This window comes from Angustibacter peucedani, assembly GCF_054779595.1.
Genome location: NZ_BAAGXY010000012.1, coordinates 15,229 through 33,409 on the forward strand (window position 1 = coordinate 15,229; position 18,181 = coordinate 33,409).

Annotated in this window: 19 protein-coding genes; 7 read left to right on the forward strand and 12 right to left on the reverse strand. The window is 75.0% G+C overall.

Translation table 11 applies throughout. From position 1 onward, the window contains the following. Window positions 1-2: 2 nt before the first annotated feature. Window positions 3-431 (reverse strand): helix-turn-helix transcriptional regulator, encoded by a 429-nt coding sequence (locus ACYVJ4_RS03575; RefSeq protein ID WP_460458808.1) that lies wholly within the window; start codon window positions 429-431, stop codon window positions 3-5. A 68-nt stretch (window positions 432-499) separates the two neighbouring features. Between ACYVJ4_RS03575 and ACYVJ4_RS03580 the strand changes: the two genes are divergently transcribed. From ACYVJ4_RS03580 to ACYVJ4_RS03590, 3 genes are all read left to right on the forward strand, one after another. After that, on the forward strand, window positions 500-1,534 hold the full coding sequence (locus ACYVJ4_RS03580) for a PHP domain-containing protein (protein ID WP_460458735.1): 1,035 nt from the start codon (window positions 500-502) through the stop codon (window positions 1,532-1,534). A 23-nt stretch (window positions 1,535-1,557) separates the two neighbouring features. Further along, the gene (locus ACYVJ4_RS03585) at window positions 1,558-1,950 is read left to right on the forward strand and encodes a pilus assembly protein CpaE (protein WP_460458736.1); all 393 of its coding nucleotides are present in this window, start codon (window positions 1,558-1,560) and stop codon (window positions 1,948-1,950) included. A gap of 207 nt (window positions 1,951-2,157) precedes the next feature. After that, complete coding sequence (locus tag ACYVJ4_RS03590; protein ID WP_460458737.1) at window positions 2,158-3,141, forward strand: pirin family protein; 984 nt, start codon at window positions 2,158-2,160, stop codon at window positions 3,139-3,141. Between the two features lie 9 nt (window positions 3,142-3,150). On the opposite strand, the gene crcB (ACYVJ4_RS03595) is transcribed toward ACYVJ4_RS03590, so the two are convergent. From crcB (ACYVJ4_RS03595) to ACYVJ4_RS03610, 4 genes are read right to left on the reverse strand one after another with little or no spacing between them, the layout of a single operon-like run. Next, entirely contained in the window at window positions 3,151-3,519 is a 369-nt protein-coding gene (crcB, locus tag ACYVJ4_RS03595) for a fluoride efflux transporter CrcB (protein ID WP_460458738.1), read from the reverse strand. Further along, complete coding sequence (crcB, locus tag ACYVJ4_RS03600; protein WP_460458739.1) at window positions 3,516-3,971, reverse strand: fluoride efflux transporter CrcB; 456 nt, start codon at window positions 3,969-3,971, stop codon at window positions 3,516-3,518. Before crcB (ACYVJ4_RS03600) ends, crcB (ACYVJ4_RS03595) begins: the two co-directional genes overlap by 4 nt. Window positions 3,972-3,980: 9 nt before the next feature. Next, window positions 3,981-5,066 (reverse strand): aminoglycoside phosphotransferase, encoded by a 1,086-nt coding sequence (locus ACYVJ4_RS03605; protein WP_460458740.1) that lies wholly within the window; start codon window positions 5,064-5,066, stop codon window positions 3,981-3,983. Continuing rightward, window positions 5,063-5,890 carry a class I SAM-dependent methyltransferase gene (locus ACYVJ4_RS03610; protein WP_460458741.1) on the reverse strand — a complete coding sequence of 276 codons (828 nt, stop codon included), beginning with the start codon at window positions 5,888-5,890 and terminating at the stop codon, window positions 5,063-5,065. Before ACYVJ4_RS03610 ends, ACYVJ4_RS03605 begins: the two co-directional genes overlap by 4 nt. A gap of 150 nt (window positions 5,891-6,040) precedes the next feature. Here ACYVJ4_RS03610 and ACYVJ4_RS03615 point away from each other — a divergent pair, with 150 nt between their 5' ends. From ACYVJ4_RS03615 to ACYVJ4_RS03630, 4 genes are all read left to right on the forward strand, one after another. Continuing rightward, on the forward strand, window positions 6,041-7,459 hold the full coding sequence (locus ACYVJ4_RS03615) for a M15 family metallopeptidase (RefSeq protein WP_460458742.1): 1,419 nt from the start codon (window positions 6,041-6,043) through the stop codon (window positions 7,457-7,459). Between the two features lie 50 nt (window positions 7,460-7,509). Further along, window positions 7,510-8,250, forward strand: a complete 741-nt coding sequence (locus ACYVJ4_RS03620) for a glycerophosphodiester phosphodiesterase (RefSeq protein WP_460458809.1) — start codon at window positions 7,510-7,512, stop codon at window positions 8,248-8,250. A gap of 54 nt (window positions 8,251-8,304) precedes the next feature. Then, window positions 8,305-9,708 (forward strand): MFS transporter, encoded by a 1,404-nt coding sequence (locus ACYVJ4_RS03625; RefSeq protein WP_460458743.1) that lies wholly within the window; start codon window positions 8,305-8,307, stop codon window positions 9,706-9,708. A gap of 149 nt (window positions 9,709-9,857) precedes the next feature. After that, window positions 9,858-10,214 (forward strand): RNA polymerase-binding protein RbpA, encoded by a 357-nt coding sequence (locus tag ACYVJ4_RS03630; RefSeq protein WP_460458744.1) that lies wholly within the window; start codon window positions 9,858-9,860, stop codon window positions 10,212-10,214. Window positions 10,215-10,301: 87 nt separating this feature from the next. Here ACYVJ4_RS03630 and ACYVJ4_RS03635 read toward each other — a convergent pair whose 3' ends face one another. From ACYVJ4_RS03635 to ACYVJ4_RS03665, 7 genes are all read right to left on the reverse strand, one after another. Further along, window positions 10,302-10,826 (reverse strand): FxsA family protein, encoded by a 525-nt coding sequence (locus ACYVJ4_RS03635; RefSeq protein WP_460458745.1) that lies wholly within the window; start codon window positions 10,824-10,826, stop codon window positions 10,302-10,304. Then, window positions 10,823-11,602 carry a polyprenol monophosphomannose synthase gene (locus tag ACYVJ4_RS03640; protein ID WP_460458746.1) on the reverse strand — a complete coding sequence of 260 codons (780 nt, stop codon included), beginning with the start codon at window positions 11,600-11,602 and terminating at the stop codon, window positions 10,823-10,825. Before ACYVJ4_RS03640 ends, ACYVJ4_RS03635 begins: the two co-directional genes overlap by 4 nt. Continuing rightward, window positions 11,599-13,251 carry an apolipoprotein N-acyltransferase gene (lnt, locus tag ACYVJ4_RS03645; RefSeq protein WP_460458747.1) on the reverse strand — a complete coding sequence of 551 codons (1,653 nt, stop codon included), beginning with the start codon at window positions 13,249-13,251 and terminating at the stop codon, window positions 11,599-11,601. Before lnt ends, ACYVJ4_RS03640 begins: the two co-directional genes overlap by 4 nt. Window positions 13,252-13,753: 502 nt before the next feature. Then, window positions 13,754-14,173 carry a 3-aminobutyryl-CoA ammonia lyase gene (kal, locus tag ACYVJ4_RS03650; RefSeq protein ID WP_460458748.1) on the reverse strand — a complete coding sequence of 140 codons (420 nt, stop codon included), beginning with the start codon at window positions 14,171-14,173 and terminating at the stop codon, window positions 13,754-13,756. Further along, window positions 14,170-14,940, reverse strand: coding sequence for a lysine 5,6-aminomutase subunit beta (gene kamE / locus ACYVJ4_RS03655; RefSeq protein ID WP_460458749.1), 771 nt, complete (start codon window positions 14,938-14,940; stop codon window positions 14,170-14,172). The genes kal and kamE overlap by 4 nt, the downstream gene beginning before the upstream one ends. Beyond that, window positions 14,937-16,508 carry a lysine 5,6-aminomutase subunit alpha gene (gene kamD / locus ACYVJ4_RS03660; RefSeq protein WP_460458750.1) on the reverse strand — a complete coding sequence of 524 codons (1,572 nt, stop codon included), beginning with the start codon at window positions 16,506-16,508 and terminating at the stop codon, window positions 14,937-14,939. Before kamD ends, kamE begins: the two co-directional genes overlap by 4 nt. Then, a complete protein-coding gene (locus ACYVJ4_RS03665; RefSeq protein ID WP_460458751.1) occupies window positions 16,505-18,166 on the reverse strand; it encodes an amidohydrolase in 1,662 nt (553 codons plus the stop codon). The genes kamD and ACYVJ4_RS03665 overlap by 4 nt, the downstream gene beginning before the upstream one ends. Between the last annotated feature and the right edge of the window lie 15 nt (window positions 18,167-18,181).

Here is an 18,181-nt window from a genome sequence, read left to right on the forward strand (position 1 = left end):
GCTCAGGCTAGGTGGGGCTCGGGGGCGGCTGCTTCTCGATTCCTGACCGGTCGCGAGACCTGCTTCTCCACGCACGCGGGGAGCCCGGCGTCCTTCGCGGCCTCGGCGCGCCGGTAAGCGCTGGGCGACATCCCGACCAGCTCGGTGAAGCGGGTGCTGAAGGTCCCGAGCGACTGGCAGCCGACGGCGAAGCAGACGTCGGTGACGCTCAGCTCCCCGACCCGCAGCAGCGCCATGGCCCGCTCGATCCGCCGCGTCATGAGGTAGCTGTAAGGCGACTCGCCGTAGGCGAGCCGGAACTGCCGGCTCAGGTGACCGCTCGACATGTTCACCCCGCGGGCCAGCGCCTCGACGTCCAGCGGCTGAGCGAACTCGCGGTCCATGCGGTCGCGCACGCGGCGCAGCAGCGCGAGGTCGCGCAGGTGCTGCATCGTCGGAGCCCCGGTCACGTCAGCGATCGTGCCACACGGACGTCGGGGGGCTGGGCCATGATGGGGCGATGGATCCTCTGGAAGCGCTGCGCGAGATCGCCTTCCGGCTCGAGCGGGCGCTGGAGTCGACGTACCGCGTGCAGGCGTTCCGCACCGCGGCGGGCGTCGTGGCCCGCACCGACGCCGACGAGCTGGCCCAGCGGCACCGGTCCGGCACGCTCACCGAGCTGGGCGGCATCGGCGACCGCACCGCCACCGTCATCGGCGAGGCGCTCGACGGCCGCGTGCCGTCCTACCTGGAGGGCCTGCGCGACAAGCCGTCCGACCTGGTCGAGCTCGACGAGGCCGGGCTGGCGCTGATGGCCCAGCTCAAGGGCGACCTGCACAGCCACTCGGACTGGAGCGACGGCGGCAGCCCGATCGAGGAGATGGCGCGCACCGCGGCCGAGATGGGCCACGAGTACCTCGCCCTCACCGACCACTCCCCACGCCTCACCGTGGCCAACGGCCTGACGACCGCGCGGCTGGAGAAGCAGCTCGAGATCGTCGAGAGCGTCGGCGCCGAGCTCGCGCCGTTCCGGTTCCTGTCGGGCATCGAGGTCGACGTCCTGGACGACGGGGCGCTCGACCAGGACGACGAGGTGCTGGGTCGTCTCGACGTCGTGGTGGCCTCGGTGCACTCCAAGCTGCGGATGGAGAAGCAGGCCATGACCCGGCGCATGGTGGCCGCGATCGCGAACCGGCACACCGACGTCCTGGGGCACTGCACCGGCCGCTACGTCACCAAGAACACGCGCACCGGCAAACCGCGCCCGCCGTCGGAGTTCGACGCCGAGATCGTCTTCGAGGCCTGCCGGCAGTTCGGCGTCGCGGTCGAGATCAACTCCCGGCCCGAGCGGCTCGACCCGCCGAAGGAGCTGCTGCGCCTGGCGGTCGAGACCGGGTGCCTGTTCAGCATCGACACCGACGCGCACGCCCCGGGCCAGCTCGACTGGCGCCCGTACGGCGTGGCCCGAGCCGTCGCCTGCGGCGTGCCGGCCGACCGGGTCGTCACCACCTGGCCCGTCGACCGGCTCCTGGAGTGGACCGCGCGGCACGACTGAGCGCCTCGGGGCACGATGGGGGCGTGATCACGGTGGAGCTCGCGCGGCGGCTGCGCGACGTCGGGGTGCGCTGGACGCCGTCGTCCGGCGACCGGTTCGTCGTCGCCGACCGCGACATGGACGGCGACGTCTTCGTCATCAGCGACATGACCGTCGAGGTTCAGGAGCTCGTCGACCGCCAGGTCATCGGCTTCAACGGCACCACCGAGTGGGCCATGGACAGCGTCGAGGTCGACGACGTCCTGTGGCTGCCGCGCGAGGACCAGCTGCGCGCCCTGCTCGGCGCGCGGTTCGCCCAGCTCGCGGTCGACGGCGAGGGCGCCGAGGTGACGGTCGAGGTCGGTGGCCGCAGCGCCGTGCGCCACGTAGACGTCGAGTGCGCCTACGCCAGCGCTCTGCTCGAGCTGCTCGCGTGAGCGACCGCGCAGACCACCCGGCCGGTCCGGACGTCGTGTTCCGCGCGGCGGTGGCGGACGACGTCCGCTGCGAGGCCCCGCACGAGGGCTTCAAGCGCGTGCTGCCACCGACCTGACCGCTCCCTCCCCCGCGGGAACAGACGTGCTTGTCGACGGCGTTCTGGTCTGCGATAGTTGAACACGCAAATACTTCGTCAGGAGGCCACCGTGCCCGCGATCACCGTCCCCGACCTCACCGTCCTGACCCGCATCGACCCCGTCGACCGCGCGATCAGCACCGAGCGCCCGGTCAAGAGCGTCACCAGCGCCCCCAGCGGTTTCGAGGGCGAGGGCTTCCCGGTGCGCCGGGCCTTCGCCGGCGTCGACCTGACCGAGCTCGACCCCTTCATCCACATGGACCAGATGGGCGAGGTCGAGTACGCGCCGGGCGAGCCCAAGGGCACTCCCTGGCACCCGCACCGCGGCTTCGAGACCGTCACCTACATCATCGACGGGACCTTCGACCACCAGGACTCCCACGGCGGCGGCGGCCGGATCACCAACGGCGACACGCAGTGGATGACGGCAGGCTCGGGCCTGCTGCACATCGAGTCGCCGCCCGAGGAGCTCGTCGTCAGCGGCGGCCTGTTCCACGGGGTCCAGCTGTGGGTCAACCTCCCCCGCGCCGACAAGTGGGCCGACCCGCGCTACCAGGACCTGCGCGGCGGTGACGCCGGCCTGCTCACGACGCCGGACGGCGGGGCGCTGGTCCGCGTCATCGCCGGCGACGTCGCGGGGCACCGCGGTCCGGGCACGACCCACACGCCCATCGCGTTCGTCCACGCCAGCGTCTCGCCCGGTGCTCGCCTGGAGCTGCCGTGGCGGCCGGACTTCAACGCGCTGGTGTACGTGCTGGCCGGCCAGGGCACGGTCGGCAGCGGCCGTCGTCCGGTCCGCAAGGGCCAGCTCGTGGTGCTCGGCCCGGGCGACCACCTGCAGGTCGACGCCGCGACCAGCCAGCCGCTGGCCGAGCCCGACCTCGACGTCCTGGTGCTCGGCGGCCGGCCGATCCGCGAGCCGGTGGCCTGGGCCGGACCGTTCGTCATGAACACCCGCGCCGAGGTCGTGCAGGCCTTCGAGGACTTCCAGGCCGGCAAGCTCGGCACCATCCCGTCGGTGCACGGCGCGCCGACGACGCTGACCGAGGCCTGAGGCCCGTCCTCAGCCCAGGGCGGCGGCGAGCGCGAACCCGCCCGCGCACGCCGCCAGCCCGAGCAGCAGGCTGCCGGCGGCGTTGGCGAGCGCCGTCGTCCAGTCGCCCTCCTCGGCCAGCCGGACGGTCTCGAACGAGAAGGTCGAGAACGTCGTGAGCGCGCCGCAGAACCCGGTGCCGACGAGGGTCGCCAGCCAGGTCGGCGCGCCGGCGGAGACCGCGCCGGCCACGACACCGAGCACCAGCGACCCGGTCGTGTTGACCGCGAAGGTGCCGAGCGGGAACAGGCCCGGACGCCGGGCGGTGAGCACCTGGTCGACGACGTAGCGCAGCGGCGCGCCGACCAGGCCTCCGAGCATCACCAGCAGGGCGGTCATCGGCGGGTCACCGCCCGGGCCAGCCGGAGGCCGACGACCGTCGCGAGCAGGCCGCCGACCAGCGAGCCGGCGACGTAGCCGAGCGCGAGCAGGGCGCGGTCGTCCGCGACGAGCGCGCGGGCGTCGAGGGCGTACGTCGAGAAGGTCGTGAAGCCGCCGAGCACGCCGACGCCGAGGAACGGCCGCAGCAGCGGGTGGCCGCGACGGCGTTCGACCACCACGACCATCAGGGCGCCGAGGGCCAGGCAGCCGACGAGGTTGGCGGTGAGGGTCGCCCACGGGACGTCGGGCGCCACCGGCAGGGCGCGGGTCAGGCCCCAGCGGGCCAGGCAGCCCAGGGCCCCGCCGAGCGCGACCACCAGCAGCGCGTCCGAGCGCCGCGGGCGACCGGCCAGGTGGCGGGACCGGGGCTCCGGCAGGTCGGGGTCGACCGGGAGCGACGGGGTGGGCACGGCCGGACCCTAGCGACCGAGTGCCGTGGCGAGCGCGGGGGCCTCGTCGGCCCAGGACACCAGCCGGTCGAGGACGACGCCGCGGGCCGCGTGCAGCTGCTCGGCGTCGACGACCTCGCCGTACGCACGGTGCTCGGCGTCGTGGGCGCGCTCGAGCACCAGCGGCAGCAGCCAGGCGTACTTGACCGCGGACGCCGTGACGGCGAGCCGGACCAGCCGCTCGTCACCGGTCCAGCCGGCGGCGGCCAGGCCCTCGAGGTACGCCGCCTGCGCGACGCGCTCGACGTCGTCCAGCCGGTCGACGGGCTGCAGCAGGTCGAGGAAGGTGTCGGGCACCCAGTTGCCGACGTCCTCGCCCAGCGCGCCGTCACCGGTGAAGGCGAGGTCCAGCAGCACGACGTCCGGGTGGCGGGCCTCGGCGGGCGGCACGACGACGTTGGCCGGCCAGGCGTCGAGGTGGCACCAGGTGCGCGGGCAGCCCTCGACCAGCGCGGTCAGCCGCTCGCGGTGGGCGACCAGCCGCTGCCAGCCCGCCCGCAGCCCGCGCGGCAGGTGGGCCCGCACCAGCGGCGCGTCCCAGGCCGTGTCGTCTTCGAGCAGGTCCCACCGCACGTCGTGCGCGGCGGGGTACGCGCGCAGGAACCCGCGCGAGGTCCAGCCGGGCAGCGGCGCCCCGGACGTCGTCCAGCCGCCCTGCCACCGGCCGAGGCCGTGGGCGACGCGCCGGTGGTCGTCGAGGTCGAGGGCCCCGGCGGTGCGGCCCGGCTCGTCGCGCAGCCACAGGGTGGTCGAGCCGTCGGCGCCGGGCTCGACCTGCACCAGCCCGGCGGTGCGCAGCCCGGTGCCGACGAGGGCGGCGGCCAGGTCGGGCGAGGTCAGGGCGAGTTCCTCGCGGCGCCAGGAGTTCCAGTGCTGCGGTTCCGCGCCGGCCGCCCACCCGGGCCGCGAGGTCCGCGCGCCGGGTGGCAGCAGGCGCTTGCGCACCAGCCGGCTGCCGTCCGGCCAGGTGAGCCGGTCGACGCCGCCCGTCACGCCGTTGCCGGTGTGGTGGCGCAGCGGCTCGACCACCGCGCCGGGCACGTCGCCCTCGGTCACCGTCGCGCCACGACCAGCCACATCGCGGCGACGTCGCGATAGGGGTCGCGGTCGGCCAGCTCCAGCTCGAGCCGGCCGAGGGCGGCGGCGAACTGCGGGTCGTGCTTGCGCTCGTCGTCGACGACTAGGTGGTTGACGCACAGGACGCCGTAGCGTGCCTCGACCGTGCACCCCGCGCGCTCGAGCGCGGCGACGCCGTCCTGCCAGGTGATCCGGCGCATCGCGTGGTCGAAGGTCGCGGTGCGCTTGGTCTCGGCGTCGAGCAGTGCGAGCGCCGCCTCCGGGTCGAGGTCGCGCACGGCCGCGGCCAGCACGTGCACCACCGGGTTCGACACCATCACCGACACCAGCGCGCCGGGCCGCGCCACCGCCAGCACCTGGCCGACGGCGGTGTCCAGGTCGTCGCAGTACTGCAGGACGTGGTGGCAGAGCACGACGTCCGCCCCGTCCGGCGCCTCCTCGCGCACGACGGCGTCGTCGGCCAGGACCGCCAGGTCGGCCGCCGTCGTCCGGACGTCGACCCCGGCCTCGTGCACGCGGCCCACCGCCCGCTCGAGCATGGCCGACGACGCGTCGGCCACCACCACAGCGCGCCCGGGACCAGCCAGCCGCACGCTGTCCGCGCCGTCGCCCCCGCCCACGTCGAGCACCACCACCGGCGGCTCGCCCGCCGCGGCCGGCGCCGGCAGGTGCCGGTCGAGCAGCCGCGCCACGAGGGCGTAGCGCAACCGGCCCCACGGCGACTCCTGCCACGCCCTCCACGACTCCTGCGCCCGGTCGAACACCGCCGCGGTGCTGGGACCGCGCTCGCCGACGTCCGTCATCTCGCCCCGATCTGCTCTCGTGCGCCCCATGCGCCCCATCCGTCACGAGCAGGGTCGCACGTCACCAACCTGTCACCCCAACTCTGCTGCCCCGCGACGTCCGCAGGGTTAGGTTTGACGTGCCACGCACCGCCCCAGGGGAGCACCACCGTGAAGCGCCAGCGCCGGGCCGTCCAGGCCGCCGTCGTCGTCATGACGACGTGCGCGCTCGCGATGGGTCCCGCCACCGGCGCCCTGGCCAGCACCACCGCGCCGTCGACGCCGGTCACGCCGGCGGGCACCACAACGCCCACCGAGCCGCCGAGCGGCACCGCGTCACCCAGCCCGACCGGGTCGCCTACCTCGACCGCGTCGCCCAGCACCACCACGGGGCCGAGCGGTTCGACCACCGCGACGCCGACCCGCACCGGGACCGCGACCAGCACCCAGACCGGGACGACCACGGTCGCCCCGCCGCCGGAGAAGCCGCACGACGAGGACCCGCTCACCCCCGAGCAGGTCGCCGAGCAGCTGGCCCAGGCCGCCGCGCTGTCCGCGCAGCGCCGGGCCACGGCGGCCGGGCTGCAGGCCGCGCTCGAGCAGCTGCAGGCCGTCGGGGCGCAGATCTCGACCGCGCTGGACGACCTCGGTCAGGCCCGGGCCACCGAGGCCGACGCGCAGCGGGTGCGCCAGGCCAACCTCGACCTGCTCTCCCGCCTGCAGGGCGACCTCACCGTCCAGCGCGACGCCCTCGGCCAGTGGGCCCGCGACACCTACGCGGTCGGCGGCCCGATGGCCACCTACGAGGGCTGGTTGGTCGCGCTCGAGGGCGACAGCACCGGGGCCGTCGCGCACGACCTGTCGGTGCTGCAGGAGATCGGCGTCGCCGGCGGCCGCGCCGTGCAGCGCCTGCAGGACTCGGTGCAGGTGCAGGCGCAGGCCACCCAGCAGGCCGCCCTGGCCGCCGCCCGGGCGCAGGCCGCACGCGCCCGGGCCACCGCCGCGCTCACCCGGCTGCGCTCGCTGCAGCAGCAGGCACAGCTGGCCACCGCCCAGCTCGAGCTCCAGCAGGCCCACCTCGTCGGCACCGGCAGGCTCAGCGCCCAGCAGCAGGCCAACCTCGCGGCCGCCGAGGCCGTGGTGAAGGCGGCCGGCCACGCGCCGGCGTCCGGCTGCCGCGGCCTGCCGACCGCCGGCTACCCCAACGGCACCATCCCGACCGCGGCGCTCTGCCCGGTCTGGGGGGCGCCGACCGCGCTGCTGCGCGCCGACGCCGCGGCAGCCCTCACCCGGCTCTCGCACCAGTACGCCGCGCAGTTCGGCACGCCGCTGTGCCTCACCGACTCCTACCGCTCGCTGGCCGCGCAGGTGGCGGTGTACGCCGCCAAGCCGGCGCTCGCCGCCAAGCCCGGCACCAGCAACCACGGGTGGGGCGTCGCGGTCGACCTGTGCGGCGGCGTCCAGTCCTTCGGCACCGAGCAGCACGCGTGGATGCTCGCGCACGCGCCGCTGCTCGGCTGGTTCCACCCGGCCTGGGCCGGGCCGGCCGGGTCGCGCCCCGAGCCGTGGCACTGGGAGTTCGCGGGCTGAGCGTGACCCGTCCGCTGCACCCCTTCCTGGACGTCGACGGGCCGCTCGCGATGGCGCACCGCGGCTTCTCGCTGGACGGCCTGGAGAACACCATGACCGCGTTCGCCGCGGCGGTGGACCTGGGCATGACCCACGTCGAGACCGACGTCCACGCCACCCGCGACGGCGTCGTCGTCGCCTTCCACGACAGCGTCCTCGACCGCGTGAGCGACGGGCGCGGGGCGATCGCCGACCTCACCTGGGCCGAGCTGCGCTCGATCCGGGTGGGTGGGTCCGAGGTCGTGCCGCGGCTGGCCGACCTGCTCGACGCCTGGCCGGACCTGCGGGTGAACGTCGACGTGAAGGACTGGCCGGCGGTCACGCCGCTCGCCGACGTCGTCCGGCGCGCCGGGGCGGTCGAGCGGGTCTGCATCACGGCGTTCGACGACCGCCGCTCGGCGGCCGTCCACCGGCTGCTGGGCCCTCGAGTCGCCTCCTCGCCCGGCCGGCGCGGGGTCAGCCGCTGGCGGTGCGCCAGCCTGCTGCCCGGGCGGCTCGGCGACCGGCTGGCCCGGCCCCGCGACCCGCAGGCCGTGGCGTTCCAGGTGCCCGCGGGCGCCGGACCGCTGCGCGTGGTGACGGCCCACTCCTTGGCCGTCGCCCACCGGCTGGGCCTGCAGGTGCACGTGTGGACGGTCAACGAGGCGCCCGAGATGCACCGCCTGCTCGACCTCGGCGTCGACGGGCTGATCACCGACCGGTCGGACACGCTGCGCGAAGTGCTGCGCGAGCGGTCCGCCCGCACGGCATGATCGGCGCCAGCACCCACGCGCCGCACACCGGCGCCCCCGCCCTGGGAGGGCCCCGTGACCCACGCCGACACCGTGCCTGGTGACGACGGCGCGACCGCGCGCTCGATCGACCCGGCGGAGCGGCACCGCGAGCAGCGCGCCTGGTACTTCTACGACTGGGCCAACTCGGCCTACGTGACGACGACGGCGACGGTGCTGTTCGCGCCGTACCTGACGACGATCGCCAAGGCCGCGGCCTGCCCGGGGCAGGACTCCGACGCCACCTGCTCCACCGACCTGTCGGTGCTCGGGATCCCGATCAGCCCGGGATCCCTGGTCTTCTACGCCGTCACCTTCGCCACCATCCTGTCGGCGCTCGTGCTGCCGGTGGTCGGTGCGGTCGCCGACCGGTCGCCGCACCAGCGCAAGATCCTGGCCGGCTTCGCGTGGGTCGGCGCCCTGGCCGCGTCGGCCATGTGGTTCGTGCAGGGCAGCGGCTGGCAGCTCGGCGTCGTCCTGCTGATGGTCGCGAGCCTGTGCCTGGGCGCCTCGCTGGTCGTCTACGACGCGATCCTGTGCCAGATCGCGACGCCCGACGAGCGCGACCGGGTCTCCAGCCGCGGCTGGGCCCTGGGCTACCTCGGCGGCTTCGTCCTGCTCGCCATCAACCTGGCCCTCGTCACGCTGCACGACACGTTCGGCCTGACCAAGGGCGAGGCCGTGCGCTGGAGCCTGCTGACCGCGGGCGTCTGGTGGGGCGTGTTCACGCTGATCCCCTACCTCGGCCTGCGCGACCGCGCGCCGGTGAACGTGGCCCCCGTGCAGGGGTCGGTGGTGCGCGAGGCGTTCGGCCAGCTGGCGAACACCTTCCGGCACCTGCGCGGCTTCCCCCACACGCTGCGCTTCCTGCTCGCCTACCTGTTCTTCAACGACGGCATCCAGACCGTCATCGGCGTCTCGAGCGTGTACGGCGCCGAGCAGCTCGGCTTCGACACCAACCAGCTCATCCTCACGATCCTGCTGGTGCAGATCGTGGCGTTCGGCGGCGCGCTGATCTTCGGCCGGGCCGCCGCGCGCTACGGCGCGCGCGACGTGGTCCTGTCCAGCCTGGTCATGTGGGCGCTGGTCGTCGCCATCGGCTTCTTCCTGCCGCGGGGCCAGTTCCCGCTGTGGCTCGCGCTCGCCGTCCTCATCGGCGTGGTGCTCGGCGGCAGCCAGGCGCTCTCGCGCTCGCTGTACAGCCAGCTGGTGCCGCGCGGTCGCGAGGCCGAGTACTTCAGCCTCTACCAGGCCTGCGAGCGCGGCACGAGCTGGTTCGGGACGCTGCTGTTCGGTCTCGTGCACCAGATCACCGACTCCTACCGGCCGGCGATCCTCGCGCTGATCGTGTTCTTCGTGCTCGGCGGCGTCCTGCTGCGCACGGTCGACGTGCGCCAGGGCGTCCGCGACGCCGGCAACGTCGAGCCCGCGGTCCTGTGAGGACGGGCCCGGCGAGGCCCTGACCTGCGCAGATGCGGCGGTGTGAGCGCCTTCACGGCATCTCCACACCCCAGGTGGAACACCTCCGGGCCCCTGGCGCGTTCTGGTAGGTGACGGGACACCACCGACCCGTCCGAGGAGGGTCCCCCATGAGTGACAAGAGCCTGCGCGGCACGCGTCTCGGCGCGTCGAGCCTGGAGAGCGACGAGGGCGTCGAGCCCGCCGCCCGCACGGTCGCCGAGTACCACTGCCCCAAGGGTCACGTGATCCGCATCCCGTTCTCCGTCGAGGCCGAGGTGCCGGCGCTGTGGGAGTGCCGCTGCGGCTCCGAGGCGCTGCTGGTCGACTCCGAGCGCCCCGAGGCCAAGCCCACCAAGCCCGCCCGCACGCACTGGGACATGCTGCTCGAGCGGCGCTCGATCGCCGACCTCGAGGTGCTGCTGGACGAGCGTCTCGCGCTGCTGCGCGCCGCGCAGCGCCCCACGCGCCACCGGCGCAGCGCCTAGCTCCCCCCGGAGCGCGCAGCCCGGTGCGGCTGCGGCTGGTCCCCCCTCCGGCCAGCAGCCCGACCGCGAGCCGGTCGCACCAGTCCCCTAGCTGGTGCGGCCGGCTCCGTCGTCCCCGGGCCGGGGTGGCTCGTCGTCCACGACCGTCCCCGGCACCACCGGGCCGGACGGCGACCCCGGCCACCGCGCACCCGGACCGGCTGCGCGCAGCAGCCGTCGCTCGACCAGGCCGGCCAGCGCCCGGCGCGCGAGCGGCCGGCTGACCGGCAGCACGCACGCGAACCCCGCGACGTCGGTCAGGAACCCCGGCGCCAGCAGCAGGGTGCCGCCCACCAGCACCAGCGCGGCGTCGCTCAGCTCGCGCGCGGGCATCCGGCCGGTCTGCAGCGCCTGCACCAGCGCCGCCCACGCGCGCGAGCCCTCGCGCCGCACGAGCCAGGCGCCCAGCGCCGACTCGACGAGCAGCAGGCCCAGCGTGGGCCAGCCCCCGATCGCCCGCCCGACCGCCACGATCACCGCGATCTCGAGCGTCGGCACCACCAGCAGCAGCACCACGAGGACGGCGAGCAGCCGCCGCCCGCGGGGCCGGCCACCCGTCGTCCGGGCGCTCACGACCCAGCGCTCGCCGAGCGCGAGCGCGCCCGTCCCAGCGCCCCGGACACCTGCCGCGCCCGGTGCGCGAGCCCCCACGCGCTGACGCGCACCAGCGACTCGCGCACGATCGCGCCGCTCATCTTGCTCTCGCCGCGCTCGCGCTCGACGAAGGTGATCGGCACCTCGACGACCCGCAGCCCGCGCTGCACGGCGCGCCAGGCGAGGTCGATCTGGAAGCAGTAGCCCTGCGAGGCGACGTCCTGCAGGTCGAGCGCGCGCAGCGCGCTGGCGCGGAAGGCGCGGTACCCGCCGGTGACGTCGCGGATCGGGACGCCGAGCGCGAGCCGGGCGTAGGTCGTGCCGCCGCGCGAGATGAGCTTGCGGCTCAGCGGCCAGTTGACGACCTGACCGCCGGGGACCCATCGCGAGCCGAGGACCAGGTCGGCGTCGGCCAGCGCGGCCAGCAGCAGCGGCAGCTGCTCGGGCTGGTGCGAGCCGTCGGCGTCCATCTCGACCAGCACGTCGTAGCCGCGGTCCAGCCCCCAGGTGAAGCCGGCGAGGTACGCCGCGCCGAGACCCTGCTTGCCCGCACGGTGCAGGACGTGCACGTGGTCGTCGGCCGCGGCGAGCGCGTCGGCGATCTGGCCGGTGCCGTCCGGGGAGTTGTCGTCGGCGACGAGCACGTCGGCGTCCGGGACGGCCCGACGCAGCCGTCCCACGACCGTCTCGAGGTTGTCGCGCTCCTCGTAGGTGGGCACGACCACCAGCACCCGGTCCGCGTGGGACTCGCTCACCCTGCCTCCGCCTTCTCGACCGCCGGACTGCGTGCCGTCCCGGCGTCGGGCGCGGCTGCGGTGGATGAGCCTAACCGCTCGTCGGACGTCGGCTCGCCGGGCCGGCGACGGCCCGGCACCGCGAGCGCGACCGCGCCCAGCAGACCCAGCACCACCAGCGCCAGCTCGGCCCAGCCGCCGAGCCGGTCGGCCACCGTCGTGGCGGTGCGCAGCGGCAGCGCGGCCTGCAGCACGGCGGGGGTGAACAGCGCGCTGCGCGTCACCTCCCGGCCGTCCGGCGTGATGAGCGCGCTGACGCCGACGGTCGACACGTGCGCCACCGACCGGCCGTGCTCGACCGCGCGCAGCCGCGACATCGCCAGCTGCTGCACGGCCTCGTCGGAGTAGCCGAAGGTCGCGTTGTTGGTCTGCACCACCAGCAGGTCGGCGCCGCCGCGCACGGTGTCGCGCACCAGGTCGTCGTAGGCGACCTCGAAGCAGATCGCGACCCCGGCGCGCGTCGGGCCCAGGTCGAGCACGCCGGCTCGGTGGCCGGCCACGAAGTCGCGCTGCACCAGGTCGACCTGGGTGCTGATCCGGCGGAAGAACGAGCGGTACGGGATGTACTCGCCGAACGGCACCGGGTGGCGCTTGGCGTACAGCTCGCCGGGGCCGGGGCCGGGCCGCCACACGATCGAGGCGTTGGTGAGCTTGCCGGCCGGGCGCTGCAGCACCGCGCCGACCAGGGTCGGGACGCCGATCTGGTCGACCGCGTCGTCGATCACCGCGTGCGCGTCGGCCTGCTGGTACGGGTCGATGTCGCTGGAGTTCTCGGGCCAGACCACGACGTCCGGGCGCGGTGCGGTGCCGGCGTCGACGCGCCGGGCCAGGTCGGTCGTGCCGCGCGCGTGGTTGTCGAGCACCGCCCGGCGCTCGGCGTTGAAGTCCAGCCCGGGCTCGGGCACGTCGCCCTGCACGCCGGCGACCTGCACCGTGCGCCCGGACGTCGGCAGCGGCACGAGCAGCCCGCCCGCGCCGCCCACGACGACGACGCCGGCCGCCACGGCCAGGGCCGCTGGGCGCGACGGGCGCAGCCGCCCGCCGGCGAGCAGGACGACGGCAGCCCAGGCCAGGGCGGCGGCGGTCCAGGCCACGGCGAAGGTCACGAGCGGCGCTCCTCCCAGGGCCGCGAGGTGCAGGTAGGGCGCGTCGGTGACGGCGAACGCCAGCCGCCCCCACGGGAAGCCGCCGAAGGGCGTGCGGTCGCGCAGGGCCTCCTGCGCCGTCCACAGCCCGGCGACGACGACGGTCGCGCTCAGTGACCGCCGCAGCGACCACCCGGCTCGCGGCAGGACGCCCACCAGCGCCACGCCGAGCAGCGCCAGGTAGGCCGCCTGCAGGGTCGAGAGCGCGAGCCACGGCAGGGCCCCGACGTAGATGCCGCTCCAGTGCAGGAGCGGGACGAAGAAGGCCAGCCCGTAGACCAGGCCGAGCAGCGCACCGGCGCGGCGGCTGCGGCCGACGAGCGCGACGAGCCAGAGCGCGAGGCCGACGACGGCGAGGGGCCACCAGCCCGGGTCGGGGAAGGCCATGCGGGTCGCCAGCCCGGCCACGACGGCCTGCGGCAGCGCCACGACGAGCGGCACGGGCGCGCGACGTCCGGTCTCCACCAGCACACGCTACCTGGCCGGGCGGGCGCTCGACGCGGCGGTGCGGGACCGGCCGGGGGTTGGCCGGCGGCGTCCGGACATGGGTCGGGCCCGCCGCGCCGTTGGTGCCACCGTCTCCCCGCTGGGTGCGAGGTCGATCGGTGTTGTCTACTGAGCGCTGGCGGGCCCGTCCGCGTCCACCCCGGACTGGTGGAGGGGTCCGGCCGTCGGAGCCTGGCTGGTCGAGAGCGGTGCGTGCCGTCTCTGGCCCCGGGTGAATCCCCCTCCTGGTCGCGACCCCGAGAGGGGGTCGCCGGCTCTTCTGCTGCTGCGTCGCCGCGGTGGACGACGGTGAGGAAACTTACTCGTCAGCGCGTCGGTGTCAACCGGCCGATGACCTGCGAGAACTCAGGATCGTTGCAGGTCAACGGCTTTGGGCGGCCACCCCACGTTCACCGCGATTTCTCGCGGCTCTCGGCGTGTCGTGCCACGACACGCCGAGAGCGCGCTCACGTCGTCGCGGTCACCGCTCGCCGCTCGGCGGGACGACGACGGTGCCGGTGGCGGTCGTGGCGACCAGCGGCGGGTCGAGGACCTCGGCCGCCGACTCCCCCAGGTCGCTGCGGCCGCGGCACACGACGCGCACCTCGAAGGCGATCTCGCGGCTGCGCCGCCCGGTGCGCACGACCCGCGCCTCGATCTCGAGGACGTCGCCGGCGCGCACCGGCGCCCGGAACTGCACGTCGGAGTACGACGCGAACAGCCCCTCGTCGCCGTCGGTGCGGATGCACAGCTCGGTGGCGACGTCGCCGAACGCGGCCAGCGAGTAGGCGCCGTCGACCAGGTTCCCGGCGTAGTGCGCGTGCGAGTACGGCACGTACCGGCGGTGGACGACGACGAGCCCGGTGTGGTCGACGGGGGCGGCGCTGGCCTGGCTGGTCATGCGGTCTTCCTCTCGCGCGGCGGGATCAGGGCGTGCACGAGGTAGGACGCCACCTCGCCGGGCGTGGTGCCCTTGCCGAAGACCCGGTCGACGCCGAGACGCTCGGCCGCGAGCTCGTCGAACCGCGGGCCGCCGACGACGAGCAGCGGCCGCTGGCCGGCCGGGTAGGCCTCGCGGAACGCCGCCGACATTTCCGCCGTGTTGTGCAGGTGCGCGTCACGCTGGGTGACGACCTGGGAGACCAGGACGGCGTCCGCCTTCTCGGCCCGGGCCCGCTCGACCAGCTCGGGGACCAGCACCTGGGCGCCGAGGTTCACGACAGTGATCTCGCGGTAGTACTCCAGACCCTTCTCGCCCGCGAACCCCTTGATGTTGAGGATCGCGTCGATGCCGACGGTGTGCGCGTCGGTGCCGATGCAGGCGCCGACGACGACCAACCGGCGACGCAGCCGGGACTTGATCGCGGCGTTGACCTCCTTGGCCGGGAGCAGCGGGTACTCGCGCTCGACGACGTGGACCTTCGCCAGGTCGACCAGGTGGGTGACCGACCCGTAGACGACGAAGAACGTGAAGTCCGGTCCCATCGCCTTCGCGTGCACCAGCAGCGCCGGCTCCAGGCCCATCTTCGCGGCGAGCTGCAGGGCGGCGCCCTCGGCCCGCTTGTCGTGAGGCAGCGGCAGGGTGAAGGAGACCTGCACCATGCCGTCCCCCGTCGTGTCGCCGTAGGGGCGCACGACCTTCGGCTCGAGCCGTTGCACGTCGTTCATCGGGTGGCGCCTTCCTCGAGCAGGTCGATCGCGGGGTTCAGGTAGCCGGGCGCTCGCCGGGCCACGCCGTCCAGGCCCTTGCCGGCGTCGGCCGGGCGCTTCATCAGGCCGAAGGTGCCGTCGGCGATGGCCTCGAGCATGGTGTCGTCGACGATCCGGTCGAGCAGGTCGACGGCCTCGGACAGCACCTGGCGGGCGCGGGTCTGGATGAAGCCGTCGCGCGGCGGGTGGAAGTCCTCGGTGAGCCCGCCCGCGGCGTCCATGACGTACCGCACGTTCTGCAGCGCGAGGTCGCGGTCGGACAGGAAGGGCGTCACCACGGCCTCGGTCATCATGCCGACGAGCAGGATGCCCTGGCCGGTCATCGAGCCCACCAGGTTGAAGAACCCGTCCAGCAGGTAGCCGCGGAAGACGTCGCCGGTCATGTGCTTGGTCGGCGGCATCCACTTGAGCGGTGCGTCCGGGAACAGCGTGCGGGCCAGCAGCGCGTGGGCTAGCTCGAGGCGGAAGGACTCGGGCACCTCGGGGTTGATCTCGAAGGCGTGGCCGAGGCCGAGCTGCCAGTCCTCGAGCCCGGCCTCCTTGGCGAAGTACTCGTTCATCAGCTGGCTGACCGTCACCGTGTGCGCGGCCTCGACGGCGTCGGCGGTGGTGAGGTAGTTGTCCTCGCCGGTGTTGATGATGATGCCGGCGCGCGCGTGCACCTGGCGGCTGAAGCGCTGGTCGACGAACGTGCGGATCGGGTTGATGTCGCGGAAGAGGATCCCGTACATCGAGTCGTTGAGCATCATGTCGAGGCGCTCGAGCCCGGCCAGGGTCGCGATCTCGGGCATGCACAGACCGGACGCGTAGTTGGTCAGGCGCACGTAGCGGCCGAGCTCCTTGCCGACGTCGTCGAGCGCGGCGCGCATCAGCCGGAAGTTCTCCTGAGTGGCGTAGGTGCCGGCGTAGCCCTCGCGCGTCGCGCCCTCGGGCACGTAGTCGAGCAGGCTCTGCCCGGTCGAGCGGATGACCGCGATGATGTCGGCGCCCTCGCGCGCCGCCGCCTGGGCCTGCGGGATGTCCTCGTAGATGTCGCCGGTGGCCACGATCAGGTAGATCCACGGGCGCCGCGGCGCGTCGCCCAGGCGCTTGATCAGCCGGTCGCGCTCGACCCGCCGCTTGTCGATCGCCCGGACGCCGGCACCGGCCGCCCGCCGGGCCGCCGTGGACGCGCGGGTGGCGTCGCGGCCCTCGGGCAGCCGGAAGCTCACGGCGCCGGTGCTGGCCTTCTGGGCCAGGGTGAGCAGGTCGGGCGCCTGGTCGTGCAGCAGCGCGTCCCACACCGGCAGGGCCACGCCGTGCTCGAGGCCGACGTCGGCCCGCACCGCGTCGACGAGGTGGTTGACCCAGGGCACCCGCTCGGCGTCCGCGCCCGCCAGCCCGGTCAGGCGCAGCAGGGCGCGCTCGACCGACACCGTCGTGTGCGTGCGCGCGAGCTTCACCACGGGGGCACCGGCCTTCTTGGCCAGCCGGCGCGCGGTGCGCACCACCTGCGGGTCGAGCTCGAGGACGGGACGGGTGCTCACGAGAGGGCTCCTTCGAGGTCGTGCACGGTGCGGCCGAGCACGACCGTGCGCAGGCACTGCGGCAGGTCGTGGCCGGGGGTCAGGTCGGGCAGGCCCTGCGTGCCCGAGCGCGGGTCGGTGCTCCAGGCCTGGATCCGGTCGTCCGGTGCCTGGACGACGAGCTCGCCGGCGCGCCACACGGCGTACGTCGCGTCGCTGCCGGGAGCCAGGACGCCGCGTTCGTCGTGGCCGGCGGCCCGCCACGCACCCCGGGTGTGCGCGAGGAACGCGGCCCGCGCGCTCGTGCGCTGCTGCGGCTCGTGGTGGAAGGCGCAGGCGCGCACCGCGCCCCAGGGGTCGAACGGCGTGACCGGCGAGTCCGAGCCGAGCGCCAGGGGCACCCCGGCCGCGGCCATCGCCGCAAACGGGTTCATCCGGGCGGCTCGCTCGGTGCCGAGGCGCTCGCGGTAGAGGCCGTCCGCGCCGCCCCACCACGCGTCGAACGCCGGCTGCACGCTGGCGTGCACGCCCAGCTGCTGCAGCGTGGCCACCGCGTCGTCGTCCGGCATCTCGACGTGCTCGAGCCGGTGCCGGGCACGGCGCAGGGCAGGCTCCCCCACGACGTCGGCGGCGGCCCGCAGCCCGGCGACGACGACGTCCAGCGCCGCGTCGCCGATGACGTGGAACCCGCCCTGCAGGCCGGCCCGCGTGCAGGCCACGAGGTGGTCGCGCACCTGCTCGACGTCGAGGTAGGCGTGGCCGCGGTGGTCGGGCCGGTCGGTGTACGGGGCGCGCAGGCTGGCGGTGCGCGAGCCGATCGAGCCGTCGGCGCACAGGTCACCGGCCAGGCCGCGCAGCGCGCCGTCGGGCAGGTCGAGCCGCTCGAGCACGCGGCGGGCGTCGTCCTCGGAGCCGACCAGCTCGCCGCGGTAGGCGAGCACCTGGGGCAGGTCGCCCTCGGCGGCCAGCTGCACCAGGGCGCGCAGGTCCTCGTCGGTGCCGATGTGCGGCGCCGACATCTCGTGCAGCGAGCCGACCCCCGCCGCCGCGGCGGCCTGCAGCGCGGTGCGCTGGAGCTCGCGCCGGGCGCCGGAGTCCAGCCCGGCCCGGGTGGCGTCGCGCGCCGCGTGGTGGGCGGCCCGCTCGACCCGCCCGTCGTCGTCCCAGCCGTCGAGGTCGCGCAGGCCCGCGGTGGCCGCGAGGCTGCTCGACACCACGGCCGAGTGGACGTCGACCCGGGCCAGGTAGACCGAGCCGCCGTACGCCGCGCGGTCGAGCTCGGCGCGGGTCGGGGCGCGGCCCTCGGGCCAGCCGCGCTCGTCCCAGCCCGTGCCCAGCACGGGGCGCCCGCCGCCGCGCCGGGCTGCGTCCTCGACCCGGCGCAGGACGTCGGCCAGCGACGTCGCGTCGTGCAGGTCGAGGCCGGCGAGCGCCAGGCCGGTCTCGGTGACGTGCGCGTGCGCGTCGACGAAGGCCGGGGTCACCAGCGCGCCGCCGAGGTCGACGACCTCGTCGGCCGACCCGGCGTGACCGGCGGCCGCGTCGTCCGAGCCGACCCACGCGACGGTGCCGCCGACGACCAGCATCGCCGTGGCGAACGGGTCGGCCGGCGTGTAGACGTCGCCGCCGCGCAGCAGCACGGTGCGGGCGCGGTCGGGGTCCGGGGAGGGAGTGGTCACGGGGTCCAGTGTCCG

Coding starts and splice junctions, on each gene's coding strand:
- ACYVJ4_RS03630 (WP_460458744.1), top strand. CDS start 9,858: ATGAGTGACAAGAGCCTGCGCGGCACGCGTCTCGGCGCGTCGAGCCTG.
- ACYVJ4_RS03580 (WP_460458735.1), top strand. CDS start 500: ATGGATCCTCTGGAAGCGCTGCGCGAGATCGCCTTCCGGCTCGAGCGG.
- ACYVJ4_RS03610 (WP_460458741.1), bottom strand. CDS start 5,890: ATGACGGACGTCGGCGAGCGCGGTCCCAGCACCGCGGCGGTGTTCGAC.
- kamE (WP_460458749.1), bottom strand. CDS start 14,940: ATGAACGACGTGCAACGGCTCGAGCCGAAGGTCGTGCGCCCCTACGGC.
- ACYVJ4_RS03575 (WP_460458808.1), bottom strand. CDS start 431: ATGCAGCACCTGCGCGACCTCGCGCTGCTGCGCCGCGTGCGCGACCGC.
- crcB (WP_460458738.1), bottom strand. CDS start 3,519: ATGACCGCCCTGCTGGTGATGCTCGGAGGCCTGGTCGGCGCGCCGCTG.
- ACYVJ4_RS03620 (WP_460458809.1), top strand. CDS start 7,510: ATGGCGCACCGCGGCTTCTCGCTGGACGGCCTGGAGAACACCATGACC.
- kal (WP_460458748.1), bottom strand. CDS start 14,173: ATGACCAGCCAGGCCAGCGCCGCCCCCGTCGACCACACCGGGCTCGTC.